This window comes from Myxococcales bacterium, from assembly GCA_016712525.1.
Classification (GTDB): Bacteria; Myxococcota_A; Polyangia; order Polyangiales; family Polyangiaceae; genus JAAFHV01.
Genome location: JADJQX010000008.1, coordinates 1 through 23,507, shown reverse-complemented (window position 1 = coordinate 23,507; position 23,507 = coordinate 1). Strand labels below are relative to the sequence as shown.

Below are 23,507 nucleotides of genomic sequence, written 5' to 3'. Positions count from 1 at the left end.
TCTATGCTCCACCCGTGCGCGAAAGCTCGATGAACGGCACCGCCACTTCGAGGAGCGAGAGGCCACCGTGTGTGAGAGTTGGATAGCCGCCCTGGCTCTTCCACTTGCGACGACCGAGCGCGAACGTCGCGTCGGCGTGGGCGGTCTTCAGCGGCAGATCGAGCGGCGGCACCCACGCGCCAGGGGCGGGCTGCTCGAGGTCGGCGACCTTCGCCCAGCGGCCACTGGCGAAGCGGTCCTTCAGGTACGAGGACTGCGCGGGATCGGCGGTGTCGGGGAAGTGTCCGCTCGCCGCGTAGCCGTGGTCGGCGGTGATGACGAGGCGCCGCCCCGTCGTGAGCGTGTGGACCAGTGTCCAGAAAGCGTCGCTCGAGAGCTGCTCGGCGGCTTCCTTCGCCAGCGCCGCGAGACCGTGTCCCGGCGAGCGCAGCTCGTGGACGCGCTCATCGAGCCAGTCGTGCCAGAGCAGCCAGTCGTGGGTGGAGTTGATCTGCGCCGCGCAGTCTTCCCACGGCAGGTTCGTCGAGTCGGTCGTGGCCCCGGTCAGGCGGCCCTTGCCGGCGCCGAGGTTGTTTTGGAGCGAGCTCCGGCTTGCGAAGCCGAGCGCCTCGGCGAACGGCGTCGTGTCGGCCGGAAGCTCGGCACCCGTCGCTCGGGCTTGGTGGACCGCGTAGCCGCGCTCCTTGGCGCCCTTGAGCAGCCAGGGCACCTCCCGCAGCGACAGCGCGTCGAGGATGAGGACCGCGCGCCCGGCGCCACGTTCGGCCCACCATGCCGCCAGTGCGTCGGCGGTGCGGGGGACCACCGTCTCATAGGACCGCCAGAGGTCCCAACCCGCCGTCGCGAGGAAGAGATCGGCCGCCCCGAGCTCGGCGTCGCGCTTGGTCACCTCCGACGACGCCTTTTCCTGCACGAGCGGCGCCGAGCAAGTGGTCCACGCGTGGGCGAACAGGCTCGCCCAAGCGGTGTCGGGAGAGGCGGCCTGGAGCTGCCGCAGCAACGTCAGCGGCAAGGGCATCACTTCTCCTCCTTGTTCAGCGTCAGCTCGTAGGTGATGCCGTCGGGGAGCTTCTTGAGCAGCTCGTTGAGCTGCGCGCCTGTGAGGTTCGCGACCTTGAGCTGGACGTCCTGGACCTGCGTGCCCGTGGTGATGCCCCAGCTCTCGACCTTGCCGAGAAGGTTGAGCGCAGAGGTCGCGCCTGCGGTGCTCAGTTGCTTCAGCGTGGACGTCGGGCCGTTGCCGAAGATGCTGCCTCCGGGCGGCGGCGTGATCGGGGGCTGCGCGCCGTCACCGCCAGCTTCGCCGCCCGTGATGGGGGGCTGAGGGTTCAGCGGGAGCTGACCGGTACCGCCGTTGATCGGCGGGACCACAGGCGGCTGCGGCGGCACCACCCCCTCCGCGTGCGGCACGGCCTGCGGAAGGAGCGCGTAGGTCTCGTCGAGGTGCTTGCCCGTCCCGAGCTTGCCGCGCATGCGCTTCCACGCGGTCTCCTCGTTCTCGCCCGCGCGCACCTGCAGATACTCCATGCCGCGCAGGTTGATGGCGACCTCCCCCCGTGCGCAGATCCTGACGAGCTTCTCCTTCATCAGGGTCTCGCCGAGCCACGGGATGCAGTCCTCTCCACCGGGGCGCGGCTCTTGAAGTTCGCGCAGTAGCTTGCCGACCGACTCGTTCTGCTGGGCTGCTGCGAGGACGAGCGCGTCGAAGTCCTCCGAGACGAAGAGGTTCTTCGCGACAAGCTCGTCGACTTTCTCGGGGATCTTCGCGCCTTCCTCCTTGTGGCTCTCGACGTGGAAGGTGCATTGCGCCGGGCTCTGGAAGTTCCAGGTCGCGAGGATGGCGAAGCGGTCGAAGCGGCGCTTGAGGATGTCGCGCAGCTCGCGCTCGTACTTCTGGTGCAGCTTCTTGAACTCGGGGTTCTGCGCCTTCCACTTGTCCGCGAGCAGCACCGCACGCGCGAGCACGAGAAGGTCACGGTCGTAGAAGAGGTTCTCGCTGCCGTCGCGCGCCAGCAGGAAGCGCACGGCATTGCGGCGCGTCTGCAAGCGCTCCTTGAGCCACGTGCCGAGGCGCGCTTCGACCTTGTCCGGCGGCTCGGGAACGACGAGCAGCGGGATGCGGTCGTCCCACTGCGCCGGAACGTCTGCCTCGTCGATGCCCGCCCAGGGATCGGCGGTCCAGTTGGCGCCGAGCACCACGACGCGGAAGGCCTTGGCAACGCTCTCGGTGCCTCCGAGCACGTAGCGCACCTCGCGTGCGAGCTGGAGCCGGTCGTTGAGCTTGTCGGGCGTGTCCCCGAACAGCTTGTCGTTGCGCGCGTTGGCGATGAGCTTCGCCTGCGGATTCTCCTCCTCGCGGAAGACGAGGCGCGAACCCTCCTGGTGGATGTTGAAGCTGTTCTCGACGATGGTCGACAGCTCGGCCGAGAAGAAATTGTCGTCGACCGCCTTGGCCCGCGTGATGTCGACGTGCAGCTCGGCGGGCTCGGCGCCGGCGTTCTTGATCGCCAACGAGCGTAGCCACAGCGCGCCAACGATGTCGGCAAGGTGCGGGACGGTCTGCGCCGGGTCCTTCACCGCGTCGAGCACGGCGCTCAAGTTGCGTTGCGCCTTCTCGCGCAGGTTCGCGTGGTGCTGGTTCGACACGGAGTCGAGCAGTGCAGCGATGCCGCTCTTGTCGTCGTCGAGGCGGAAGTCGGCCGCCGTGATGATCGGCGAGCTGATGTTCCGCGATTTGAACACGTCGGCGAGGATGCGGATCAGGTCACGGGTCTCCTGTGCCTGCGTCGCGACGAGCACCTGGTCTTCGAGCAGCGTCATCAGGTGCGGCGCGAACGGCCAAGCCTCGACGAAGTCGGAGCGAACTCGCTGGTGCTCGGCGGGCGCGACGTCAGCGAGGCGCAGGTGCTCCGAGACGTGCTTCTCGATGGCTGACTCGATCTGCGCCGGCTGCACGTTCATTCGGTTGTCGAAGAGACGGTGCAGGAGGAGACGAAGCCGGTCGCGACGCGCGTTCGGCCCCTTGAAGTCGATCTGGCGCGGATTCACGCGGTGGACCTGCTGGTACGCCTCGGTCTCGCCGTTGCGGACCGAGACGACGAGCACGAGAAGGTCGGGGTGCTCCTTGGCGATCTCGGAGAGGAGCTGGATGAAGTTGAACGCCCACGTCTTCCACGGGTACTGCTTCGTGTTCGTGAGGCCGTCGTACCAGGTCTGGAACTCGTCGAGGACGAGCGCCGTCGGCGTGTGCTTGAACAGCTCGACGAGGAGCTTGTCGCCGGGGATATCGGTGCGCTTGTCTCCCTGCGCCTCCCATTTGCCCTTGATGTACGCGCCGTGGGGGTGTCGCTCGAACAGTAGGTCCCAGAGGAACTTGTAGTTCTGGCGGTGCAAGCTCTCGCTGACGACGAGCGTCTTCGAGCGCAGCTTGATCTCGCCGAGCTTCGGATGGCCGAGTCGGATGCCCCAGGCCTTGAGCCACTCCGTCGTGACCTCGGGGCTGTTGAAGCCGTGGTAGAGAGCTGCGAGCAAGTGCGACTTACCTTGGCCGCGCTCGCCGATGAGGACGACGGGTTGCCCGTGCCCAGGGCCGATCGCCTCCATCGCGGAGACCACGTCGGCCGTGGGGTACGTGATGCCGAGGAACTCTGCGGCGCCAATCTGCGTCGCGCCGGTGTTGTTCTCGTTGGCGAGCTCGATGGCCGTGCCCTTCAGGCGGCGGCCCTGGAATTCCTCGCGTAGTGTCAGTCCCAGCATGGTTCGGCTCCGTTCAGCAGATGGCGCAGTCAAGTCAGTCGTCCTCGCGGTTCGTGTCTGTTCCGCGCGACTGCTCGGAGATCCACCGCTCCAGATCCTCGCGCCGAAACCGCCAGGAATTGCCGACCTTGAACGCTGGGAGCTTCCCGTCCTGCACCAAGCGGTACAGCGTTCGCTCGGTGACCTTCAGGTAGTCCGCGACCTCACGGATCGTGAGGATGTCTTCGGGCATGGGTTGTCCTCGCGCAGGCATCTGGCCGTGCCAGGATACGGCAAGGCTTTCGCCAGGACAACGCCGTTGGCGAAGGTTTCAGGAGTCTTCCGCTCAGGTGCTACGGACCTCGGCGGCGCCCCGAAACGGCCCTCGCCGGCTTCGCCTGCATGCTTGGCGTGGTCCCCGGGGTAAGCGGCTTGATCGCTGCGAGCATCCGGGTCGCCGCCTCGGTGATCTCTGGCGCCGTCTGCGCGTTGGCCACGCCGACCCCCGCGAGGGCGGCGAGCCCGCCGATCGTAGCGCCCGCAAGTGCGCTTTCCTTGCTTCGCCCCAGGGCCAGGCCGACGAGCGCACCAGCCGCGATCATGCCGACCACCGAGCTTCCCGGCGCGTCCCTCAGCGCCCTCTCGAAGTCGGCCAGCGCAGGACGGACCTCGATGCGCGCTTCGAAGCCGTGGGCGAACTCGGAGACGACGAGGTCCTGCCCGCCACCGACGTCCAGCCGGTAGTCGGCTCGCTGGCCAACCGGCACAGCGAGGGCCAACACCATCCCGGCGTCGCGCGGATGCTCTACGCGCGCCGGAGGCAAGCGGACGATCGAGCCCAGCGGCTGCCCGCGGAGGAGTGCAGCGACCCCGACCCAGCGCAGGGGCTGCGCAGGAACCCAGCGGTTCATCGTGCACCTCCCACCGCGGCGGACTCGCGGAGCAGGTCCAGGAGCGCCACCCGCCGACGACGCAGAGCATCCCTCGACTTCACGCGCGCTCGCTTGATGCGCTGGTCCAGCGCGTTTCTCGAGACGTCCCCGAGGACGAGACCGTGGCGCTCCTGCAGGTGCTCGACCGTCAGGCGCTGCTCGTCGAGACCGGGCGCCATCTCGTTCCTGATGAGGAGCGCGTCGCGCACGTCCATCTCGCTCAGCACTTCCTCGACTGCGGCTCGGCGCTGGGCGGCCTCGAGGAAGTCGCGCTGCAGATGGCCGAGACCAGCTCGGAGTTCCTCGGCATGAGCGCTGAGCGCCTGCACGGCCGCGGACACGATGAGGTGGAACGGGCGCACGTCAGCGGGCGCCGCGGGGCCTTCGGCCAACCACTCAGCGACGCGGGCCTCCGCGATCCGATCGAGGTCGCCCATCTCGAGACCGACGCCGAGCGTCTCGTGCGGGAACCACCTCGCCATCACGACCAGGTTCAGGCGGACGCCCTCGAACAACGCGAAGCGCGCGAGAGCCTGCCGGTGCGGGTGCTGCGAGTCCGCGGCGGCGGCCACCATCGCCGTGCGCATCCCGTCGAATGTTGGCGGCTCCGGCATCGAGAGCAGCGACTGCACCCACGCGACGAGTTGGGGCGGCAGGCTCATGGTGAGGATGTCGTCGACAGCCGCGTGCAGGCGTGCGAGCTGCGGGTAGTTCACGAAGTCATTGGCTGCCTCCGACAGCGCCAGGCCGCGGCGCTGGGCCGAGTACGCGTCGAGGGCCACGCGCTCGACCTCTGTTTCGAGGTGAACGAGACCCGCCTCGAACTCGGCGGGCGGAATGACGTCGTGAAGCCGCAGCGCGGCGGCGAAGTCTCTCAGGGGATCTTGGAGGGCGAGGTTGGTCATGTCGCTACAGCTATCAGCCGATCTCCCGGAATCTGACACGAGCCCCTGACGAAAGCGCCGGGCCTGATGTTACCTGGTGGCCGTCGCCCACGCCTCCCGCTGCTCGGTCCACGTCCCGGCGTGGGCCACCGCCCGGAGGGTGCGCTCGGCCATCGGCTCGGCGCCGTCCACGGCTTCGAGGGCCAGGACGGCGGCTTGGAGATCGGGCGCCAGGAGCAACAGGTCGAGGAGCTGGGTCACCCGCGCTCGCGTCAGCCCAAGCTTCCGCGCCACGTCGGCCCGGTCGGCGATGGCGCCCCGGTCGATGGCGGCCTGCAGGTGGTGCGCGAGGGCGAGCTGCTGGGCGACCTTCGCGGGCCGGCGCACGGGCTCGGGCTTCGCGGGCGCCGGCGTCTCGGCGAGGGTGACGCTCCGGCTTTTGCGGCGGAAGAGCGGCTTCTCGATGATGCGGAAGGCGTCCTCCTCGGCGTCCGTGTTTTTCCTCGTGCCCGCCTCGCTGCTCTCGGTGTCTCTCACGCGGCCTCCTTCGCGCTCGCGACGGCGTCGAAGTTCACCAGCTCGACGCGGCACATCCCGGTCTTCTCGTCGACGCTGACCTTGGCGACGAGCGCGCGCAGCAGGCGCCCCTGGTTCTCGGGCGTCATCCCGCCCCAGACCCTCCCGAAGTTGCGGAGCGCGCCGACGAACCACTCACGCTGGCTCTCGACGAGCTCGAGGTCGAGGGCATCGTCCTCGAGCGCCCGCAGCCGGCGCTCGGCGTCGTCGAGCCGGGCAGCCTCGGCGCGGAGCTTCGCGTCGACGAGCTCGCGTGCGCGGCCCTCGAGCCGCACCACCTCGTCGGTGAGCTTCGCGGTGGTGGCGGAGGCCTCGGCGATCTGCGCCGCCAGCGCTCTACGCACCTCGACGAACGTCGCGCGCTCCTTCGCGACGCGCGCCGAGAGCTTGGTCTGAATGCGCTCGGCCAGTGTGCCGTCGGCGGTCGCTTCCATGATGCGATCCACGACGAAGTCCTCGAGGGCGCCTGCGGGGAGCGGCCTCCCGGAGCACCGGTCCGTGCCGTACTTGTCGCGGGTCGAGCACCTGTAAAATCTGTACGTCTTCCCGCTCTGCTTCGTGGTCGAAGCCGGGCACATCGCCTCGCCGCAGCCCCCGCAGCGGAGGAGCCCGCGGAGCACGTACTCGGGGTTCGTGCCGGTGACGCGCAGCTCCCGGCCTGCCGCCCCGAGGAGCCGCTGCGCCTGGCGGTAAGTCACGTCGTCGATGAGCGGAGGGTGCTCGCCGTCGAACAGGTCGTCGCCATACATCATGCGTCCGGCGTAGAGCGGGCTCCGCAGCACGCGCGCGATGCCGTCCTTGCTCCAGAGCGGGCCTCCCTTGCGGCCGCGCTTCGAAGAGCGCGGCAGGAGCCCGCGCTTGTTCAGCTCGCGGGCGACGACGGCCATCTGGCGGTGCGCGAGGAACAGCGCGAAGGCCTCCCGCACGATGTGGGCCTCGGCGTCGTTCACGATGAGCTTCTTGTCCTTCGCCGAGTAGCCGAAGGGCACGGGTCCGCCCGTCCACTTTCCCTTGCGGCGCGCACCGGCGATCTTGTCGCGCGTGCGCTCGCTGATCATTTCGCGCTCAAATTCCGCGAAACTCATCAACATGTTCATCGTCAGCCGCCCCATCGCGTCGGCCGTCGAGAAGTTCTGCGTGATGGAGACGAAGGACGCGCCCGCGGTACTGAGGCGCTCCATGACCTTCACGAAGTCGAGCAGCGAGCGCGAGAGGCGGTCGACCTTGTAGACGACGATGACGTCGACCTTGCCGGCCTCGACGTCCGCCATGAGGCGCGTGAACGCAGGGCGGTCGATGTTCGCGCCCGTGAAGCCGCCGTCGTCGTAGCGCTCGTCGACGAGCGTCCAGCCCTGCTGCCGCTCGATGTACGCGAGGCACGACTCGCGCTGGGCGTCGAGGGAGTTGAACTCCTGCTCGAGCCCCATCGTCGTCGACTTGCGCGTGTAGATGGCGCAGCGCTTCGCCTCCGGCGCCGGCGCGCTCGCTCGCTGGCGCTGCTTGCTCATCGCGGCTCCTTCGACGGAGCCGGCGTAGGCTCGCCGTCGTCGGGCTTCGCGGCGTCGCGCTCGACGACGGCGAGCAGCCGCTCGAGGTTCGCGTTGAGCCGCGCCAGCTCCCGCACGAGCGACGGCATCGTCGACTCGTAGAAGCGGTGGCCCATCTGCGTGCGGAAGAACTCGCTCATGCCGCGGACTCCTCGCGTCCCGACTCGCCGCGCTTCTTGAGCCCGAAGAAGAGGAACCCATTCCAGCGCGTGCCGGCGATCTCGGTGGCGATCGCCGAGAGCGATTTGTACCGCCGCCCTTCGTACTCGAAGCCCTCCGCGCAGACCGTCACCTCGTGGGCCTTCCCCTCGAAGACCCGGCGCAGGACGGTGCCTACGGGTGGCACGCGCGGATCGCGCGGCTCGAACGCCTGCACCACCTGCAGCGCCGCCAACGGCACAGGCGCGTCGCCCGCGGCGTGGCCCTGGCTCTGACGCATGCGCCAGCGCTCGGGCATCTGGTCACCGAGCTGGTGGATGCGCGCGAGCGCGCCCTGCGAGAGCCCGCCCTCGGCGAGTTCCTGGATGCGCCAGGCGAGGCGCTTCTTCAGGTAGTCCTTGTTCCTCGTCCGCGTCGGCTCGCCGTAGAGCTCGCGCCACCTCTCGGCGAGCTGGCCGACGGTCATCGCTTCGAGCGCCGCGAGCTGAGTCGGGACGTCGTCGAGCTCGCGCATCGCGGTGCGGGCTCTGGCGGTCGCCTTGTTGTTCATCGTGCCTCCGTTGTTCGCGCGCGCACCGTGCTCGCGCGTCGTCGGCATGACGGCTTCTTCCCCGGTAGAAGACAAGGCGAGAGCCGGAGAGAGCAGAGAGGTCACGACGTACCTCCGTGCGCGGCAGCGCGTCGGCTGCGCTGCTCCTTGCGCCACATGTCGAGGAGCGTCTCGGCGAGGACGTCAGCCGCCTCGTCGAGACGACGCTCGACCTCGGCGCGGCGCACCTCGGCGCTCACGGTGTTGGCCGCGGCCGCGCCGGACCGCGTCTTCGGGATCGTCGCTTCCACAGGTGGGAAACGCGGTCCCGCGCGCCGAAACGGGACAGGAGATCGTCACCGACCTGCACCTCCCCATTGACCGAGGAGGCTCTGTTTAGTATTTAGGCAACAGAACATCGCGCCCCGCTTCCGGGGGGCGCTCAGCGAGGAAACGTGAAGGAACGGTTTGGAGAACGCATTCGTCGCCTGAGGACCGAGCAGAAGCTTGGGCTCCGCGAGTTTGCCACGAAGGTCGGCATCTCGCCCACGTACCTGTCGCGCATCGAGACCTCGGAGGAGAAGGCGCCGCCCGCGGAGGACGTCATCCGCAAGATGGCCGTCCAGCTCTCCGACAGCTTCGACGAGCTGATGACGCTCGCCGGGCGCGTGTCCGAGGAGTCGCTCAACGTCATCAAGGCCGACTCGGGGATGCCGGAGTTCCTGCGCACCGTCGGCGAGCGGAAGCTGTCGGCGGAAGACCTCATGAAGCTCCTGCCCAACGAGCCGAAGAAGGGGAAGCGCTGATGACCTTCAAGGTCCCCTTCCGCTCCGACGCGCAGATCGAGAGCGCCGTTCAGGAGCTGCTGCGCCAGTACGCCAAGGCGAAGGGCGAGCCGCCGCGACCGCCGATCCCCGTCGACGCGATCGCCGAGAGCGTCCTCGGGCTCACGCTCGAGATGGGGGACCTGCGCAAGAAGCTCGGCAAGCCCGATGTGCTTGGTGCGACGTGGCTCGACGACGCGCTGGTCGTCATCGACTCGTCGCTCGAGGGAAACGAAGGCCGCTACTGCTTCACCCTCGGCCACGAGGTCGGCCACTGGCAGCTTCACCGCCCGCTCCGCGAGATGGACAAGGTCACGTTCCCGCTGTTCTCGCGCGAGCCCGGCGCCAAGGCGACGGCCGCCATCGTCTGCCGCGACGGGCAGCGCGATTCCGCTGAGATCCAGGCGGACAAGTTCGCGGCGCTGCTGCTCATGCCGGCGAGCGACGTGCGCGCGGCGGTGAAGCTGGTGACCGGCGAGCCGCTCGCCATCGACAACTTCGTCGCCCGCAAGAAGGCCGGCGAGCGCATCGCCGAGCTGCGCGACTTCGCCGCCGAAGTCATCGCGAAGGGCGGCTTCACCAACGTGTCGAACCAGGCGATGCAGATCCGCCTGGAGGCGCTGAAGCTCGTGGTCGACGGCGCCCAAGGACGCCTCTTCTGAAGTGTGGGGAGCGGTTTCGTTCGCTCTCGATGTCCCCTGTTTTGGCAACGGTAAACAGACTGGAGAACGCATGGCAAACCGCGAATGGAACCCGAAGTCCTTCTTCCGACACCTCACCCCCGACGCCCTCGACGTGCTCCTCGAGTGGGCCGCCGTGGAGCTCGCGCTGGACGGCGAGGGGCCGGTGGGCGAGCAGGTCTATCGCGGGTGGAAGGCGCTCCCCGAGGCCGAGCGCGTCGCTATCGAGACGAAGCTCCTGCCGGTGAACGACCTGTGCGGGCCACACGCGCGCCCGTACCTCGAGCGGCTGGCGCAGCAGGTCTGGACCAACGGGCACGCGCAGCTCGTCGAGGACAGCCGCGCCTGGTCGGCGCAGGACCTCGCGGTGCGTCTCTTCGTCGCTGACGAGGCGCGCTTCCTGGAGGCGCACCAGGCCCACGCCCTCGACATGATGGAGCACCTGACCGAGTTCCACGGGCGCTACCCGGTGACGCTCAAGCCGACCGCTGAGGCCAAGACGGCGATGAAGGCGGCGATGGCGAGCCACTTCCGCGAGACCGCGTTCGGCGCGCGCTGCCAGGTCGAGGACTTCGCCAACGACGAGAAGTTCGCGCTGTTCATCTTCCATGAGGACGAGGTCGCCCCGTTCGATCGCTTCAACGACAGGGGCGTCGTCGAGCCGGACTGGCAGCGCCCCGTCGTGCGGCTCGCGGCCGTGTTCCAGTTCGAGACCTCCACGCTGCTGGTGAAGGCGCCGCGCGTGGCCGAGCGCGAGAAGCTGCGCGACCTCTTCGCGCAGGTCTTCGTCGGCGACCCGAGCTACTTCGAGGACACGAACAAGAGCCCGAAGTTCTCGTTCGATCCGCTGCGTGACGATGACTTCGACTTCCCCGTGCGCGGCTTCGACAAGATCGAGGACGTGTCCATCGTGCGCGTCGTGGCCAAGCCCGCGAGCCGCGACGTGAAGCGCGTGACCGTCGAGATGAAGCCGGGCTTCACCGTGCTCGGTGTGCGCGGGCTCCTGGGGGAGCACGGCGTCGACCTCGCGAGCGACGCGATCCACGGCGTGCGGCTGCAGTTCGTCTTCGAGGGCAAGGGCCGCTCGAAGTACCGCACCGTCAGCCTGTTCAACCCGAACAACTCGAACCTCAACGACACGGAGCGCGATCGCGTCATCCGTCGCTACCTGAAGGAGTGGGGCATCGATGCCAGCGGACGACGTTCTCCCGTGGAAGCTGCTGCTCTCGAAGCTGCGGCGCAGTGACGACTCGCGCGTGAGCTACGACGAGGTGCTCCGCACCGGCTGGCAGCCGGAGCCGCTCGTCGTGCGCGAGCGCGTCCTCGAGTACGGCAAGGCCGACGACTACGAGCCGCCCGGCTGCATGCACGGCTGCTTCCCGAACGTGAACTACGACCTCGGCGCCGCCGAGGGGCTCGTGGCGGTCGCGTGCCCGGAGGAGCCGCCGTGCTGGCCGGGGTGGACGATGGTGCCGCGCTCCGAGGTCGAGGCCCTGCGCTGCCGCGCGAAAGACGTCTTCGCCAAGATCGCCGCGACCCACCGCCTGCAGCCGCTGCCGAAGCCCGTGCCCAAGCCGTTCCTCGGCGTGGGAATGACGCACCGGCGCGGGATGAACATCGGCGTCGTGTGGCTGCGCGCGCCCAAGCTCGGGTTCGAGCAGACCTGCCGCGGCCTGCGCGCCGATCTCGGCGTCGACGGCCTCGTCGTGCTGGTCGCGACGCGGCCGCCGACGTCGCTCACCGCCGCCGACAAGATCGTCCCCTTCGAGCTCGACCTCGACGCCGCGGGGCGCATCGGGCTGCCGCGCGCCATCGAGGAGCTGACGCCCGACTACCGCACGCGCGTCCTCGATGAGCCGATGCTCGACCTCGACTACGTCCACCTGCGCCTCGCGACGCGCCCGGGCGAGCGCCACGTCGTCGAGATCAACGGCCAGGACTTCGGCGGCTTTCGCAAGAGCGACCTGAAGTTCTTGCGCTTCTTGCTCCTCGCGGCGGCGCGGAAGAACGGCAAGGACGACGGCTGGCTCGACAAGTCGCGCCTGCGCGACGGCAGCGACAAGGACCCGGCGCTGAACGATCTGCGCGCCGACCTCGGCAAGTACGACCTCTACGGGCTCGGCGAGGAGGAGCGGAAGGCGCTCATCCGCGTGCAGCGCGGGACGGGCCTCATCCGGCTCGGCGTGCCGCCCGAGAACATCACGCTCGACGCCTCGCTCGCCGAGCTCACGTTCGTGGCCACGACGACCACCACGAAGAAGGACGGCACCAAGACCAAGCCGACGAAGAAGCAGGAGGAGGGGCTGCAGAATGCCGCCACCCTGCTCCGCGACTGCCGCCGCCTCGGCGCTCCTGGCGAGGTCGAGGACGCCAAGACCCCGGCGGCTACGAGTCGTCGTGGCCGTAGCGCCCCTTGAAGTTCTCGCGGAACCCGCCGCCGCTTCCTGGCTCGGGCGTCGGGAAGTCGTCGGCGGTGACGACCTTGGTCTTCTCGAAGTCGATCACCACTGCCCGCCGACGCCCGCTGTCGAAGGTGACGCGCTCGCTCTCGGCGATGACGAAGCCGCCCTGCTTCTTGCTCTCGGCGACCAGGCGCCGGAGCTGCTTCAGGTCGACCATCTCGCCGTCGTAGTCGATGCGCTTGCAGTGGGCGCGGAACGCGTCGTACGCGCTCTCGAGGTGGAGCGCGAGGCGCCCCTCGTCGAAGACGTAGTGGACCTTGTGCTTGAGGTCCCCCTGCACGGCCATCACGCCCAGCATCTCGAGGAAGTGATCGAGGGCGTTCTTCACGCCGTGATCGGTCTCGAGCACGTCGTCGAGCACCGCGTTGACGGCCGCCTCCACGCCGAGGTCGTCGGCCAGCTCGCAGCCGCAGTGCTTGGCGAACTCCTCGAAGAGGTGGATGCCGAGCAGCATGGCGGTGAGGTTCTCGACGACGCGCACCGGCACCTTGCGCCCATCGAGCAGCGCCTTGGCCACAGCGCGCGCCACCTCGAGGTCGGCGGCGAAGTCCCGCCCGAGGCAGAACTGGATGTACCGGGGCGCGAACAGCAGAAGGTCCACCGAGCGCAGCTCGCGGTACGCCTGGCGTGCTCCGGGCTTCTCGGCGAGCGTCGTCTTGTCGGGGTTCGACGTGATGATGCGCTCGAGCAGCGCAGACTCCGTAGGCCGCGTCTCGCCCGCGACGCAGACCGGCGCCTGGAGCTGGTAGCTCACGACCTTGAGATCGGGGCGACCGCGCTCCTCGACCTCGCCCCGGTAGAGGCGGCGCAGGTAGCGGTGCAGCGTGTTGAGCCGCTGCCGCTGCATGTCGTAGGGCTTGTACTCGTCAATGAAGACCGGCACCGAGCGCGACGACGACAGCAGCTTCAGGAGCGCGAACTCGGTCTCGGTCGCGCTGTAGGGCTCCGCGTCGCGAACGCCGAACAGCGGCCACATGATGTCGATGCACACGCTCGACTTGCCCGAGCCCTGCGTGCCCCAGACGAAGAGCGTCGGGAACGTTCCGACCTTTTCCATGAACCGCGGCTTCACCGGCGTCGCGAAGAACCAGCCGAGGATGGGCAGGATGACCTCGGGCTTGTTCACGAACGGCAGATGCTTGAAGACGGTCGAGGCCACCTCGAGGAACGTGTCCTCGTCGCAGTCGACGTACGAGATGCGCTTGTCGAGCGAACCACCGCTCGGGACGTACAGGACGGGTGCCGGTTCCATGAAGCCTTCCTTCCCGATGGCGCCGGCGGGACCGAGCCAGACGTGGTGCTCGCCCTTCTTGTAGTCGCCGAGCATGTTGGAACCCGGGCGCCGAGGGACGTCCCGCCGTGCGAGCACACGGAGGAGTCCCTGGACGTTGTTGTCGCTGCCGGTCCACTGGAGGTCGGCGGACGGGAGCTGGCGAATGAGGTCGCGCTTGCTGTGGAACGACGACAGTGGGAAGCGCAGGTTCGGGACGCGCCCACCCCGGTCGGTGTTCGCGTAGCCGAGGATGAGCTCTCCTTCCTCGGTCTCCACGCGCGTCGTCGGCTCGATGGTGAACGACGAGATGACCTTCGACTCGCCGCGCGCGGTCATGCAGTAGTAGCAGGACGCGTCCTCGAAGATCGCGCCCTCCATGTCCTCGTCGCTGTTCTCGGGATCGGTGCCCTCGCCGTCCTCGCGCGCGGGCGTGGTGGCTGCTTTGGCGACCGCCTTGCGGAGGTCCTTGGCCTTGAGCCCGAAGCGCTTCTCGACGGCGCCGAGGTACTTCGACTGCACCGACGGGTCGCGGTGCGCGATGGCGTCGAGGATGGGCTTGAGCCGGTACTCCAGCTCGCGCGCGGGCGTGTCGGCCGGCACGGCTTCGATCGCCTTCTCGATGTCGAAGACGACGTCGTAGAGGTCGCAGCGAGCGGAGGGCTCGACGTTCACCTTGCAGAAGCCGATCTTCTGGAGCGAGTGGCACGGCGGCGCGATGGAGCCGTCGGCGCGCGCGGTGGCGAGCACCTTCTCGTGGGCCTTCGCGATGTACCGCACGCCGTCGCGGCCGCGCAGCTTGCCCATCCTCTCGCCACGGCGATCCCACTCGAGGATCAGCTCGGTGAGCTCGTCGAGACCGAGGCCCTTGTGCGCGAAGAAGCGCACCATGTCGAAGATGGCGACGCTGCGGTCTTCCGCGCCGTGGTCCCAGAGGCGCTGCACCGGACCGCACATCTCGACCGGGTGCTCCCAGTCGTACTCGCCCTCGGGCGTGCGCTTCGCCTTGATGGTGCCCGGCGCGGGCACGTTGCCAACGACCGGCAGCGACACGCGCGGGGCCGCCACGGGCAGCGTGGGCTCGGGTTCGACGTCGAGACGCGCGAGGAGCCTCTCGTCCTCGACGCGGTCGAAGCCGGAGAGCGCGGCGCTCACGCGGTGCGGGCGGTCGCCTTGGCCGTCGCCCTTGTGGCTGACCGTGCCGATGACCTTGATGATGCGGGCGACGTCGTGGATGGAGTCGACGTGGACCGCGTCGGTCTGCGCGCGCTCGCGGACCTTCGTCTCGAAGGCCTTGAGCCCCGCCTGGAGCCGCTCGCGGCGCTCACCTTCGAGCGCGGTGGGCGGCAACGCGAACCAGAGCTGCGCGCCGTTGCCACTCATCATCAGGCGCGGGCGCACGAGCCCCTCGGACTCGCACCATGCGATCGCGTTGTTCGCGGCGGCCATCGCCAGCGCCAGCTCGGCGTCGGTGCTGGCGGTGTCCTTGGGGCGTACCGGGTCGAGATCGATGACCGTCGCGGTGATGACCTCGATGTCCTTGCGGCCCGCGCCGGTCTTGAGCGGGCGTACGACGTTCGGCGCGGCGTCGAAGAGGCGGCGTGGGCGCGGCTGGATGCCGACGTAGACGTTCCCGATGGCGTTGGTGCGCACGCACTCGCGAACGAAGGCCTCCTCGTCGTCGAAGAAGCCGATGCCGATGATGCCGCCAGCGGGCCGGATGACGCGCACCTCCGAGACGCCGTGTGCGCCGTGGGCGAGCCAGCGCCAAGTGGCTCGGATGGTGCTCTCGTCGGGGCCGAGCGCGCTCATGCGGCTCCCTTGCGCGTGCCGAGCTTCGACGCAGGCACGCCCAGCACCTCGGCGTAGAGCTTCCGGCGCTCGAGGTGGTGGCGACGCAGGAGCGGCACCTTACGGTCGACGAAGTCGAACAGGGCGGCGTCGGTCTTCTCAGCGTGCGGGCGCATCAAGCGCCCGAGGCGCTGCACGGTGCGACCGCGCGCGCGGCCGGGGTACGCGAGGAACACGCGGGAGAGGCGCGGCAGGTCGAGGCCTTCGTCGGCGAGGCTGGTGGCGACGATGACCGCCAGCTCCCCGGCGCGGGCGCGATCGAGCAGCTCCTTGCGGACCGCGCGCTTGACCTCCCCGGTGAGCACCGCCGCCGAGACGCCCTCGGCCTCGATGGCCTCGGCGAGCGTGTGGCAGTGGTCGATTCGGCCGGAGAGCACGAGGCAGACATGGCCGGCATGGGCTTCGCGAGCGACGTGCTCGACGATGAGCGCGTTGCGCGCGGGATCGCTCGCGACGGCGGCGAGCATCGGCGCGTAGTCCTCGGCGCCGGTGTAGAGGTACGTGAAGTCCGTCTCCACGCTGTGAATGTCGGGCACCGTGAGGACGCCCGCCGCGACCAGCTCGTCGTGCGTGACGGTGACGAGCGGCGCGCCCATGAACAGGTCGAGCAGCGCGGTCAGCCCATCTTCGCGCTCAGGCGTCGCGGTGAGCCCGAGGCGGTAGCGCGCGGGGCAGCGATCGACGACCGTGTGGAACGTGCTCGCGGCAACGTGATGGGCCTCGTCGAGGATGAGCAGGCCGAAGCCGCCGAGGAAGGCGTCGAGCTTCGATGGCTCCCAGCGCACCAACGCCTGGATGACCGCGACGGTCACGGGCGCCGGGTGCTCCTCTCCGTCTCCGATCAGCCCGGCCTCGAGGCCGAGCTTGTCCTTCAGCTCCCCGAGCCACTGCTCGGCGAGGTCCAGCGTGTGGACGAGGATGAGCGTCGGCGTGCGCAGCTTGGCGATCGCCCCCATGCCCACGCGCGTCTTGCCGCCGCCGCACGGGATGACGACCGTGCCCTGCGTGACCTTCGCGAGCTTCTCGACCGCCGCCGACTGGTAGTCGCGGAGGCCGAGCGCGGGCACGTCGAGCGTCGCTTCGGGCAGCACGCGAGCGTCCTCGCAGGCGACGATGAGCCCGTCCTGCGCGGCCGCGCGCCGGAGCACGTGGATGGCGCCGCGCGGGAGGCGCAGCTCGCCTGCGCGCTGCTCGACGAAGCACACTGTCTCGAGCTCGGCGCCGGGGTTCAGCCCGAGGCGAAGGCGGTCGAGGAACGCGGGATTCGGGAACGACAGCATTCGGCACAGGCGCTCGACGACCTTCGGCGGCACCTCGCGGGCGTCGAGCGTCAGCGCCGCATCAACTCGCGCGCGCATAGGCAGCCTCCTCGAGGAAGCGGGTGATGTTCTCGACGCGCCGGGTGGTGAGCATCGGCGGCAGGCTCTTGAGGAACTTCTTCCCGTAGCCCTTCTCGGCGATGCGCTTGTCGAGGATGACGGCGACGCCCACGTCCGTCTTGCAGCGGATGAGGCGACCCACACCCTGGCGCAGCGCGATGATGGCGAGCGGCACCAGATAGTTGTCGAACGCGCGCGGATCGCGCTCGCAGATGGCGTCGATGACCGGGTCGTCGGGCGGCGGGAACGGCAGCTTGTCGATAACGAGCCCGGTCAGCGCCTCGCCCGCGACGTCGATGCCGGTCCAGAAGCTCTCGGTCCCGAGGAGGATGGAGCCGACGTCCTCCTTGAAGAGGCGCGTCAGCTCCGCGCGCGGAAGGTCGCCCTGGCGCAGAACGCGGTGCTCCCGCCCATCGAGCCGCTCGTAGACGGCGTTCAGGTTCCGGTACGACGTGAAGAGGCCCAGCGTGCGGCCGTCGCAGGCGTCGACCACGTGCTGGAAGATGCGCGAGGCCTCGTCGATGAAGTCGGCGTCGCGCGGATCGGGCAGCCGCTCGGGCACGACGAGGAGCGCCTGGGACGCGAAGTCGAACGGCGTCTCGGCGACGACCTCGAGCGCGCCCTCGGGCACGCCGAGCTCGCGGCGGACGAAGTCGAAGGTGCCCGAGGTGGTGAGCGTCGCGCTCACGAGCGACACCGACGGGCAGCGAGCGAACAGCTCCGCGCGCAACAGATCGCTCACGTCGATGGGCTTCGACCGGAGCTTGGTGCGCCCCTTGTTGTCGACGTCGAGCCAGTACACGCAGGCGGGGTTCGATTGCGCGAGCCCCTCGGAGAGGCGCGCGGCGGCTGTCGTCGCGTTCTTGGCCAGGTTGCGCGCGGTGGCGCGCTCCTTCTTGTCCGCGAGCTCGTCCTCGGCGCGGGCTTTAGCGAGCGCCACGAGCTTGCCAAGGGCGCGCTGGAGGGCAGCGTCGTTGGCGAAGGCCGGCGCCTTGAGCCGCTTCTTGTGCCGGGGTGAGCGGGCGAAGTCGGCGAGCGCCGCGAACAGGCGCTGCGCCTCTTGGCGAAGCTCGCCGGCGAGCTGTTTGTTCCCGAGGTCGGCCGCAGCCGACGCGAGCCGCCCGAAGGTGTGCTCCGACAGCGTGAAGCCGAAGAACTCGCGGGCGATCTCCGCTGCCTCGTGCGCCTCGTCGAGCACGAGCAGGTCGAACGCGGGCAGCACGAGGTCTTGCCCGGTCGCCTGGCGCACGGCGAGGTGCGCGAAGAGCATGTGGTAGTTCGTGACGACGATGTCCGCGCCCTGCGCCGTGGCCTTCGCGCGCTCGGCGTAGCAGTCGTCCCGGAACGGGCAGCCGTCGCCCTTGCACTCCTCGGAACCGACCGAGAACTTCGACCAGACCTGAGCGTGCGGGATGAACGCCAGCTCGGAGACGTCACCCGTCTTCGTCGCCTCGGCCCACGCGAGCACCTCGTCGACCTGTCGTTGCTGGTCGTCGAAGTAGAGCCCACGCAGCTCGCCGCGCGCTTCGCTCTCGGCCATGCGGTCGAGACAGACGTAGTTGTTGCGCCCCTTGAGGAGCGCGAACGTGAACGGCCACGGCAGCACGCTCGCGAGCATCGGCAGGTCCTTCCTGACGAGCTGCTCCTGCAGCGCGATGTTCGCGGTCGCGATGACGACACGCTTCTTCTCGTGGTGCGCGTGGTGAACGGCCGGCACCGCGTACGCGACCGACTTGCCGGTTCCGCACGGCCCTTCGCCGAGGGCGTGACGCCCGCCGCGCATGGCCTCGTCGACCATGCGGGCGAGCGCCACCTGGCCCTCGCGCATCTCGTAGCCGGGGAACCGCGAGGCGAAGAGCCCGCCGTCCCCGAAGACCTCGGAGAGGTAGTCATTCATCGGTGGCTCCTCGCGGCTCGCTCAGGCGAAGGGATCGACCTCGGTCTCGGCGGCGGCGGGCGCGGCGCTCTCCGTCTGGAGCTGCTCGACGAACGCGCGCGCCTTCTCCACCTGCGACGTCGGCAGGTCCTTGATGCGCTGGACGCCGAACTTCGCGAGGAACTTGTCCGTCGCCTCGCGCGGCAGCGCCTTGAGCGCAGTGACGAGCCCCTGCGCGACGTTGGGGGCCACGGTGCCGTCGCCCTTCGCGTCGCTCTTCTTGTCGTAGCTGTCGAGCGACTGGCCACCCTTCGCGCCGCCGCTGTCCCCCTCGCCGGAGTAGAGCTTCGCGAGGTCGTGCTGCGGGAGCGCCTGGAAGGCCTTCTGCTGCTCGACCGAGAGCTGGTGCTCCGGGAGGATCGAGTACGTGGTCTTCGGGTCCTTCGCGGCGCCGTGGCGCTGGATCTCGAAGGCCCACTTCTCGAGGCCGTACTTCTCGCGGACGCGGACGAGGTCCTTGAAGAACATCACGCCCTGCTCGAGGACCTTCACCTCCTTCGAGTCGTAGAGGGCGACGTTCAGCGCGACGCGCAGCGAGGCCTTCGTGCCAGCGGCCTTCATCTTCTCGTCGACCTCGACGTACTTGCCGTCGACGAAGGCCACCTCGCGCGGGTGCGGCTCACCCAGGAAGACGACGACGGCCTTGTCGCCATCGCCCGCGAGCTTGAGCCAGAGCGAGCCGCCCTGGTCGTGCTTCTTCGCCATCTCTTCGGTCTGCTGCCACATGCTGTTCGCCATTGGTCACTGCTCCTTCTTGTTGGGGTTGTTGGTGGTGCTGCTGCTGTCGGTGGTCGTGTTGCGGGTGCTGCGTCGCTCGCGCCGGTACACGGCGATGAGCTGCGTGCCGTCGGCGGCCTCGCCGGCGTCTTCGAGGTGGAAGTCCGCGCCGAGCTCGACGACGTCGTTCAGTTCCCAGCGTCGGAAGAGGCCCGGCAGGCGGATGAAGTCCTCGTCGCCGGGCAGGTTGAGGATGGGGATCGGTTCGCGGGTCATCTCGGTGCGTCCTCCGTGCGGTTCAGGGGGCCTGTGGGTGGGAAAAGCGGTCCGCTTGCGCGAAACGGGACAGCGATCTCGCGAGGTGCTTCTTCAGGCGGGCTACGGCGCGCTGGACGCGCTTGCGCCCGCTGTCGGTGGCGAGCCCCAAGCGCTCACCGACCTCACGTCGCGACTCGTCCAGGACCAGCACGGCGATGAGCAGCTCCGCGTCTTCGCCGACCACGGGCTCGAGCCACGCGCGCAGCACGGCGACGTCCTCGTCGAACGAGAGTCCCGGCGTGAGGCCGAGCGCGGAGCCGTGTTGGGTCTCGGCCCAGCGCTTGAGCGAGGCCTTGTCGAACCAGCTCGCGATGCCGTCGTCCTCGTCCGCGTCGTTCGAGGTGGACATCTCCTCGTGATCGACGCGCAGCCCATCGCTCGCCGGCAGCCACGTGCGCTTGCGTCGGTACATCACGTCGCGCTCGGTGCTGCGCACCAGCGTGGCCGCGACGCGATGAACCGTCGTGAGGTCGAGGCGTTCCACCAGCTCGGTGAACGCGCGCGCGATCTCCGCGACGAGCTCGTCGGGCTCACCGTTGAAGTGGCGAACGCGACGCCCGTAGACGCCGGTGAGGCCGGGCCACAGCCCGAGCCACAGCAGCCCGCTCGCAACGTCGTGGTGCTCGCGCTGCTGCACCATCGCGACGAGCGTGGCGAGGAGGCGATCCTTTGCTTCGCCGTCGCCGCGCGCGTTCACGAGGTGGTCGACGACCTTCTCCGCGTCGTCGAACCCGGCGAGCACCGGGTGTTGGGCCTTGGCTTGTTGGAACGACTGCTCTGCCTGAAGAGTACGAACGGAACGATCGAGGCCTGCGTGCAGGGCCTCCCAGCTCGCGCGCATGACGCGCCGCCTTTCCGGCGGGCGTCAGGCGCTCCTTGGGGCCGTGGTTAGGGCGTCATGCGCTCCGTTGAACTGGTGGTGAGGGCGAGGCCGCGGGCTACGCGGCGCTCACGCTCGAGAGCGCGCGTTCGCGGGCGTCGGCGGCGTCGGCTTGCGCGACGCCAGGACGTTCAGCGTCCGGCAGCGATCGCGGTAGCAGGTGACGGCGACCGTGCTGTCGCCGCTGACGACGACCTGCATGTCGCCGCGCCGGATGGTGAGGCCGTCGCGATCGAGCTTGGCCAGCAGGGCGCCGCAGGCCTTGCAGCGGCAGTCGTTGGTGAGGGTGGGTCGTCTTCATGGGCTGTTCTGCCCGGGCTCGCGCGGGTTCGGTCGCGAGCACGGGGAGACCATCGGTGGCGAGGGGATGGGGGGATCGAGGGTGGGAATGGGCCTCGACTCCGGGATGGGCTCCCCCCATCCCCCCGGGCGCTGCGCTCGGGCGGCGTGGCGCTCGGGCGGCGTGGCGCTCGGTCGACCTCGGAGGCCCCCCTCCGCACCTCCCGGCGGATCATCACAGCGCGTCGCTAGCGTCTGCGGCGGTCGAGCCCTTCAGGCCGGGACTGATGGACAGCACGGGGACGGTCCCGTCCCGCCGTTCTGTCCAGTCCTTTCCCTTCTCTTCTTCAATACTTACGTATCTCTTCTCTCTCCTGGACAGCGCTCCGAGGGGTAGGTCTACCTTTGCGGCCTTCGATTTTTCTTCGAGGGCGCCTTCGAGCGGTCGGCCCTTCGCAGAAGATCTCGCGCGGCGAGGTTGCACCTTGTCGTCGGACGCCGTCCGCCGTCCCGCGGGCGGCTAACCGCCTGCCATCACAGGAGAAACATGCCCCTCGCGACGCGCGTTGGGACAGCTTCGGCGTGTCCATCGGTCCCGGGGCGTTCTGCACGAAAGCTGTCCCGCTTTCGTCGGGCGCGACCGCTTTCCCCGGGCATGAGCACCGAGCAGCCGATACCCGATGACGCGAAGGCGTGGCGCCCGCTGCAGAGCCCCGAGGAGCGCGAGGCCCTGGTCCTCGAGTTCCAGCGCCTCGCCGCCCGCCTCGTCCAGGCGCAGCTCATCTCGACCACCACCTCGTCGCGGCTTGTGCGCTCGATGAACCGCGAGCGGCGCACCACCGAGGACCGCCGCAACAAGCTCGCCCAGCTCGTGCTCGACGTCCTCCTGAGCCTCGACGACGGCACGCTGAAGGAAGGGCAGCACTTCGTGCGGCAGGACGGCGACCGCGTTGCGCTGCACCTCGCGTCGCTCGGGCCCGCGCTCTACCGGGTCAAGCGGCTCGAGGTGTCTTCCGCCGAGCTGCGCAGCCTGCTCACGTTCGGCTGGCGGCACTTCCGCGACGTCCTCGTCTCTCGCTCCGGCCGCGCCCGCTTCGGCGCCGACGACGATCGCCGCCGCGTCATCGTCCTGCACGAGCCCAGCGCGCGCGAATTCGTCGGTGCTCGCAAAAAGGCTGTCCCGTTTCGCTGAGCGGCACCGCGTTTCCCACCTGTCGGCCCCTCCTTGGCGCCGACGAGGAAGCGCATGGCCATCAAGGACCTCGTCAGACCGGAGCTGCCGCCGCCGACACCGGCCGCAGAGCGCCCGCCCAACATCACCTGCGAGAAGTACACGCGGGGCGAGGACGGCAAGCGCTGCATCCACTTCCAGCAAGGCGGCACGTGCGCCTTGCCCGACGAGTTCGTCTGCACCGAGTGGCAGAAGCACAACGGGCCGAACAAGCGCACGCTGCCCGTCGTCGCAGCTGCGCCCGTCGTCGAGCATGCGCCGGCACCGAAGCCCGTCGCGCGCGACCTGTTCGGCAACCCGCTGCCCGAGGTCGCGCAGCCCGCGGCGAAGGCCTCGACGCCGCCTGCGCCGATGGCGCTCGGCCCGAAGCCCGACGCCGACGCGCAGCCCGCAGTCGACGTCGATCAGCTTGCGGTGGCTCACCACCGAGGACATCGAGAGCTTCAAGGCGCTTCGGCGTCGAGGTGCTGCTGCACTCGGAGACCCTGGCGGACGTGGCTGGTGCCCGCGTACACGGGCCGCGAGCGCAAGGAGATCACCCCCGAGCACGCCGCGACGCTCGCCCGCGTCATGAGCGTGTTCCCCGGATCGCACGTCGTCTCGTTCGAGAAGACCGCGAAGACCAACAACCCTGAGCGCCGAGAGCGCCCCCTCGAGGAGCGCTCATGACCACCGTCGCCCCATTCAAGAACCAGCATCTCAGTTACAGCAGGCTCTCGAGGTTCGAGACCTGCCCGCTCTCGTACCGCCTGCACTACATCGATAAGCAGCAGGCCGAGCCAGGGCTGCCGCTCCGCTTCGGCAAGACCATCCACGCCGTCCTCGAGCGCCTCATCAAGGAGGTCGTCGACGACGAGCGCACGGGCCCGCTCTCCGAGGAGCGTGCCATCGAGCTCTACCGCGAGGCGTGGGGCGCCGAGCAGCTCACCGGCATGGACGTCTTCGCCGAAGGGCTCGCCATCCTCCGGCGCTTCATCGCCGAGCAGGGCGTCGTCGACCACCGCGACGTCCTTCGCCATCGAGAAGGAGTTCCGGCTGCCGGTCGGGCCCTTTGGAGGTCCTGGGCTTCATCGACCGCGTCGACTGGATCGACGACGAGACCGTCGAGGTCATCGACTACAAGACCAACCACCAGCTCTTCACCCGCGACGAGGTCGACACCTCGTGCAGATGAGCCTCTACGAGGTGGCGGTGCGCCGCCCTGGCCGTGGGCGAAGAAGGTGAAGCTGACCTTCTGGATGCCAGCCACGGCGTCCGGCAGGTGACGACGCGCACCGAGGAGCAGCTTCGCCGACGCGCTCGCCTACGTCGAGACGCT

21 protein-coding genes and 2 pseudogenes are annotated in these 23,507 nt (G+C 69.2%); 7 read left to right on the top strand and 16 right to left on the bottom strand.

The annotated features are described in order from the left end of the window. Position 1: 1 nt before the first annotated feature. The 10 genes from IPK71_29635 to IPK71_29590 form a co-directional block, all read right to left on the bottom strand. Entirely contained in the window at positions 2-1,018 is a 1,017-nt protein-coding gene (locus IPK71_29635; protein ID MBK8217909.1) for a hypothetical protein, read from the bottom strand. Then, positions 1,018-3,756 (bottom strand): DUF499 domain-containing protein, encoded by a 2,739-nt coding sequence (locus tag IPK71_29630; protein MBK8217908.1) that lies wholly within the window; start codon positions 3,754-3,756, stop codon positions 1,018-1,020. The genes IPK71_29635 and IPK71_29630 overlap by 1 nt, the downstream gene beginning before the upstream one ends. A 34-nt stretch (positions 3,757-3,790) precedes the next feature. Next, a complete protein-coding gene (locus IPK71_29625) occupies positions 3,791-3,988 on the bottom strand; it encodes a helix-turn-helix domain-containing protein (GenBank protein MBK8217907.1) in 198 nt (65 codons plus the stop codon). Between the two features lie 100 nt (positions 3,989-4,088). Continuing rightward, positions 4,089-4,646 (bottom strand): hypothetical protein, encoded by a 558-nt coding sequence (locus IPK71_29620; GenBank protein ID MBK8217906.1) that lies wholly within the window; start codon positions 4,644-4,646, stop codon positions 4,089-4,091. Then, complete coding sequence (locus tag IPK71_29615) at positions 4,643-5,572, bottom strand: hypothetical protein (protein ID MBK8217905.1); 930 nt, start codon at positions 5,570-5,572, stop codon at positions 4,643-4,645. Before IPK71_29615 ends, IPK71_29620 begins: the two co-directional genes overlap by 4 nt. A 69-nt stretch (positions 5,573-5,641) precedes the next feature. Further along, positions 5,642-5,938 (bottom strand): hypothetical protein, encoded by a 297-nt coding sequence (locus tag IPK71_29610; protein ID MBK8217904.1) that lies wholly within the window; start codon positions 5,936-5,938, stop codon positions 5,642-5,644. A 146-nt stretch (positions 5,939-6,084) separates the two neighbouring features. Further along, complete coding sequence (locus IPK71_29605) at positions 6,085-7,635, bottom strand: recombinase family protein (protein MBK8217903.1); 1,551 nt, start codon at positions 7,633-7,635, stop codon at positions 6,085-6,087. Further along, positions 7,632-7,814 carry a hypothetical protein gene (locus IPK71_29600; GenBank protein MBK8217902.1) on the bottom strand — a complete coding sequence of 61 codons (183 nt, stop codon included), beginning with the start codon at positions 7,812-7,814 and terminating at the stop codon, positions 7,632-7,634. Before IPK71_29600 ends, IPK71_29605 begins: the two co-directional genes overlap by 4 nt. Further along, the gene (locus IPK71_29595) at positions 7,811-8,383 is read right to left on the bottom strand and encodes a DUF2924 domain-containing protein (protein ID MBK8217901.1); all 573 of its coding nucleotides are present in this window, start codon (positions 8,381-8,383) and stop codon (positions 7,811-7,813) included. The genes IPK71_29600 and IPK71_29595 overlap by 4 nt, the downstream gene beginning before the upstream one ends. A gap of 101 nt (positions 8,384-8,484) precedes the next feature. Continuing rightward, the gene (locus IPK71_29590; protein ID MBK8217900.1) at positions 8,485-8,673 is read right to left on the bottom strand and encodes a hypothetical protein; all 189 of its coding nucleotides are present in this window, start codon (positions 8,671-8,673) and stop codon (positions 8,485-8,487) included. A 144-nt stretch (positions 8,674-8,817) separates the two neighbouring features. Here IPK71_29590 and IPK71_29585 point away from each other — a divergent pair, with 144 nt between their 5' ends. The 4 genes from IPK71_29585 to IPK71_29570 all read left to right on the top strand — a co-directional run bounded on the left by IPK71_29585 (position 8,818) and on the right by IPK71_29570 (position 12,283). Next, entirely contained in the window at positions 8,818-9,168 is a 351-nt protein-coding gene (locus IPK71_29585; GenBank protein ID MBK8217899.1) for a helix-turn-helix transcriptional regulator, read from the top strand. Further along, positions 9,168-9,848 carry an ImmA/IrrE family metallo-endopeptidase gene (locus IPK71_29580; protein MBK8217898.1) on the top strand — a complete coding sequence of 227 codons (681 nt, stop codon included), beginning with the start codon at positions 9,168-9,170 and terminating at the stop codon, positions 9,846-9,848. The genes IPK71_29585 and IPK71_29580 overlap by 1 nt, the downstream gene beginning before the upstream one ends. 70 nt (positions 9,849-9,918) lie before the next feature. Further along, the gene (locus tag IPK71_29575) at positions 9,919-11,112 is read left to right on the top strand and encodes a hypothetical protein (protein ID MBK8217897.1); all 1,194 of its coding nucleotides are present in this window, start codon (positions 9,919-9,921) and stop codon (positions 11,110-11,112) included. Then, positions 11,054-12,283: a hypothetical protein gene (locus IPK71_29570; GenBank protein MBK8217896.1), complete on the top strand. Its 1,230-nt coding sequence runs from the start codon at positions 11,054-11,056 to the stop codon at positions 12,281-12,283. The genes IPK71_29575 and IPK71_29570 overlap by 59 nt, the downstream gene beginning before the upstream one ends. Here the strand turns inward: IPK71_29570 and IPK71_29565 are convergent. The 6 genes from IPK71_29565 to IPK71_29540 are packed head-to-tail and all read right to left on the bottom strand — an operon-like array spanning position 12,252 to position 20,640. Continuing rightward, positions 12,252-15,410 (bottom strand): hypothetical protein, encoded by a 3,159-nt coding sequence (locus IPK71_29565; GenBank protein MBK8217895.1) that lies wholly within the window; start codon positions 15,408-15,410, stop codon positions 12,252-12,254. The two genes, IPK71_29570 and IPK71_29565, sit on opposite strands and share 32 nt — an antisense overlap. Further along, positions 15,407-16,807 carry a DEAD/DEAH box helicase gene (locus IPK71_29560; protein MBK8217894.1) on the bottom strand — a complete coding sequence of 467 codons (1,401 nt, stop codon included), beginning with the start codon at positions 16,805-16,807 and terminating at the stop codon, positions 15,407-15,409. The genes IPK71_29565 and IPK71_29560 overlap by 4 nt, the downstream gene beginning before the upstream one ends. Then, positions 16,791-18,725: an ATP-dependent DNA helicase gene (locus tag IPK71_29555; protein ID MBK8217893.1), complete on the bottom strand. Its 1,935-nt coding sequence runs from the start codon at positions 18,723-18,725 to the stop codon at positions 16,791-16,793. The genes IPK71_29560 and IPK71_29555 overlap by 17 nt, the downstream gene beginning before the upstream one ends. 21 nt (positions 18,726-18,746) lie before the next feature. Continuing rightward, on the bottom strand, positions 18,747-19,502 hold the full coding sequence (locus tag IPK71_29550; protein MBK8217892.1) for a hypothetical protein: 756 nt from the start codon (positions 19,500-19,502) through the stop codon (positions 18,747-18,749). Between the two features lie 3 nt (positions 19,503-19,505). After that, the gene (locus IPK71_29545; GenBank protein MBK8217891.1) at positions 19,506-19,757 is read right to left on the bottom strand and encodes a hypothetical protein; all 252 of its coding nucleotides are present in this window, start codon (positions 19,755-19,757) and stop codon (positions 19,506-19,508) included. A 22-nt stretch (positions 19,758-19,779) separates the two neighbouring features. Then, positions 19,780-20,640, bottom strand: coding sequence for a hypothetical protein (locus tag IPK71_29540; protein MBK8217890.1), 861 nt, complete (start codon positions 20,638-20,640; stop codon positions 19,780-19,782). 973 nt (positions 20,641-21,613) lie between these two features. Here IPK71_29540 and IPK71_29535 point away from each other — a divergent pair. From IPK71_29535 to IPK71_29525, 3 genes and pseudogenes are all read left to right on the top strand, one after another. Then, a complete protein-coding gene (locus tag IPK71_29535; GenBank protein MBK8217889.1) occupies positions 21,614-22,150 on the top strand; it encodes a hypothetical protein in 537 nt (178 codons plus the stop codon). Between the two features lie 54 nt (positions 22,151-22,204). Continuing rightward, positions 22,205-22,858 (top strand): annotated as a pseudogene (locus IPK71_29530) (hypothetical protein). After that, positions 22,855-23,507 (top strand): annotated as a pseudogene (locus IPK71_29525) (PD-(D/E)XK nuclease family protein). Before IPK71_29530 ends, IPK71_29525 begins: the two co-directional pseudogenes overlap by 4 nt.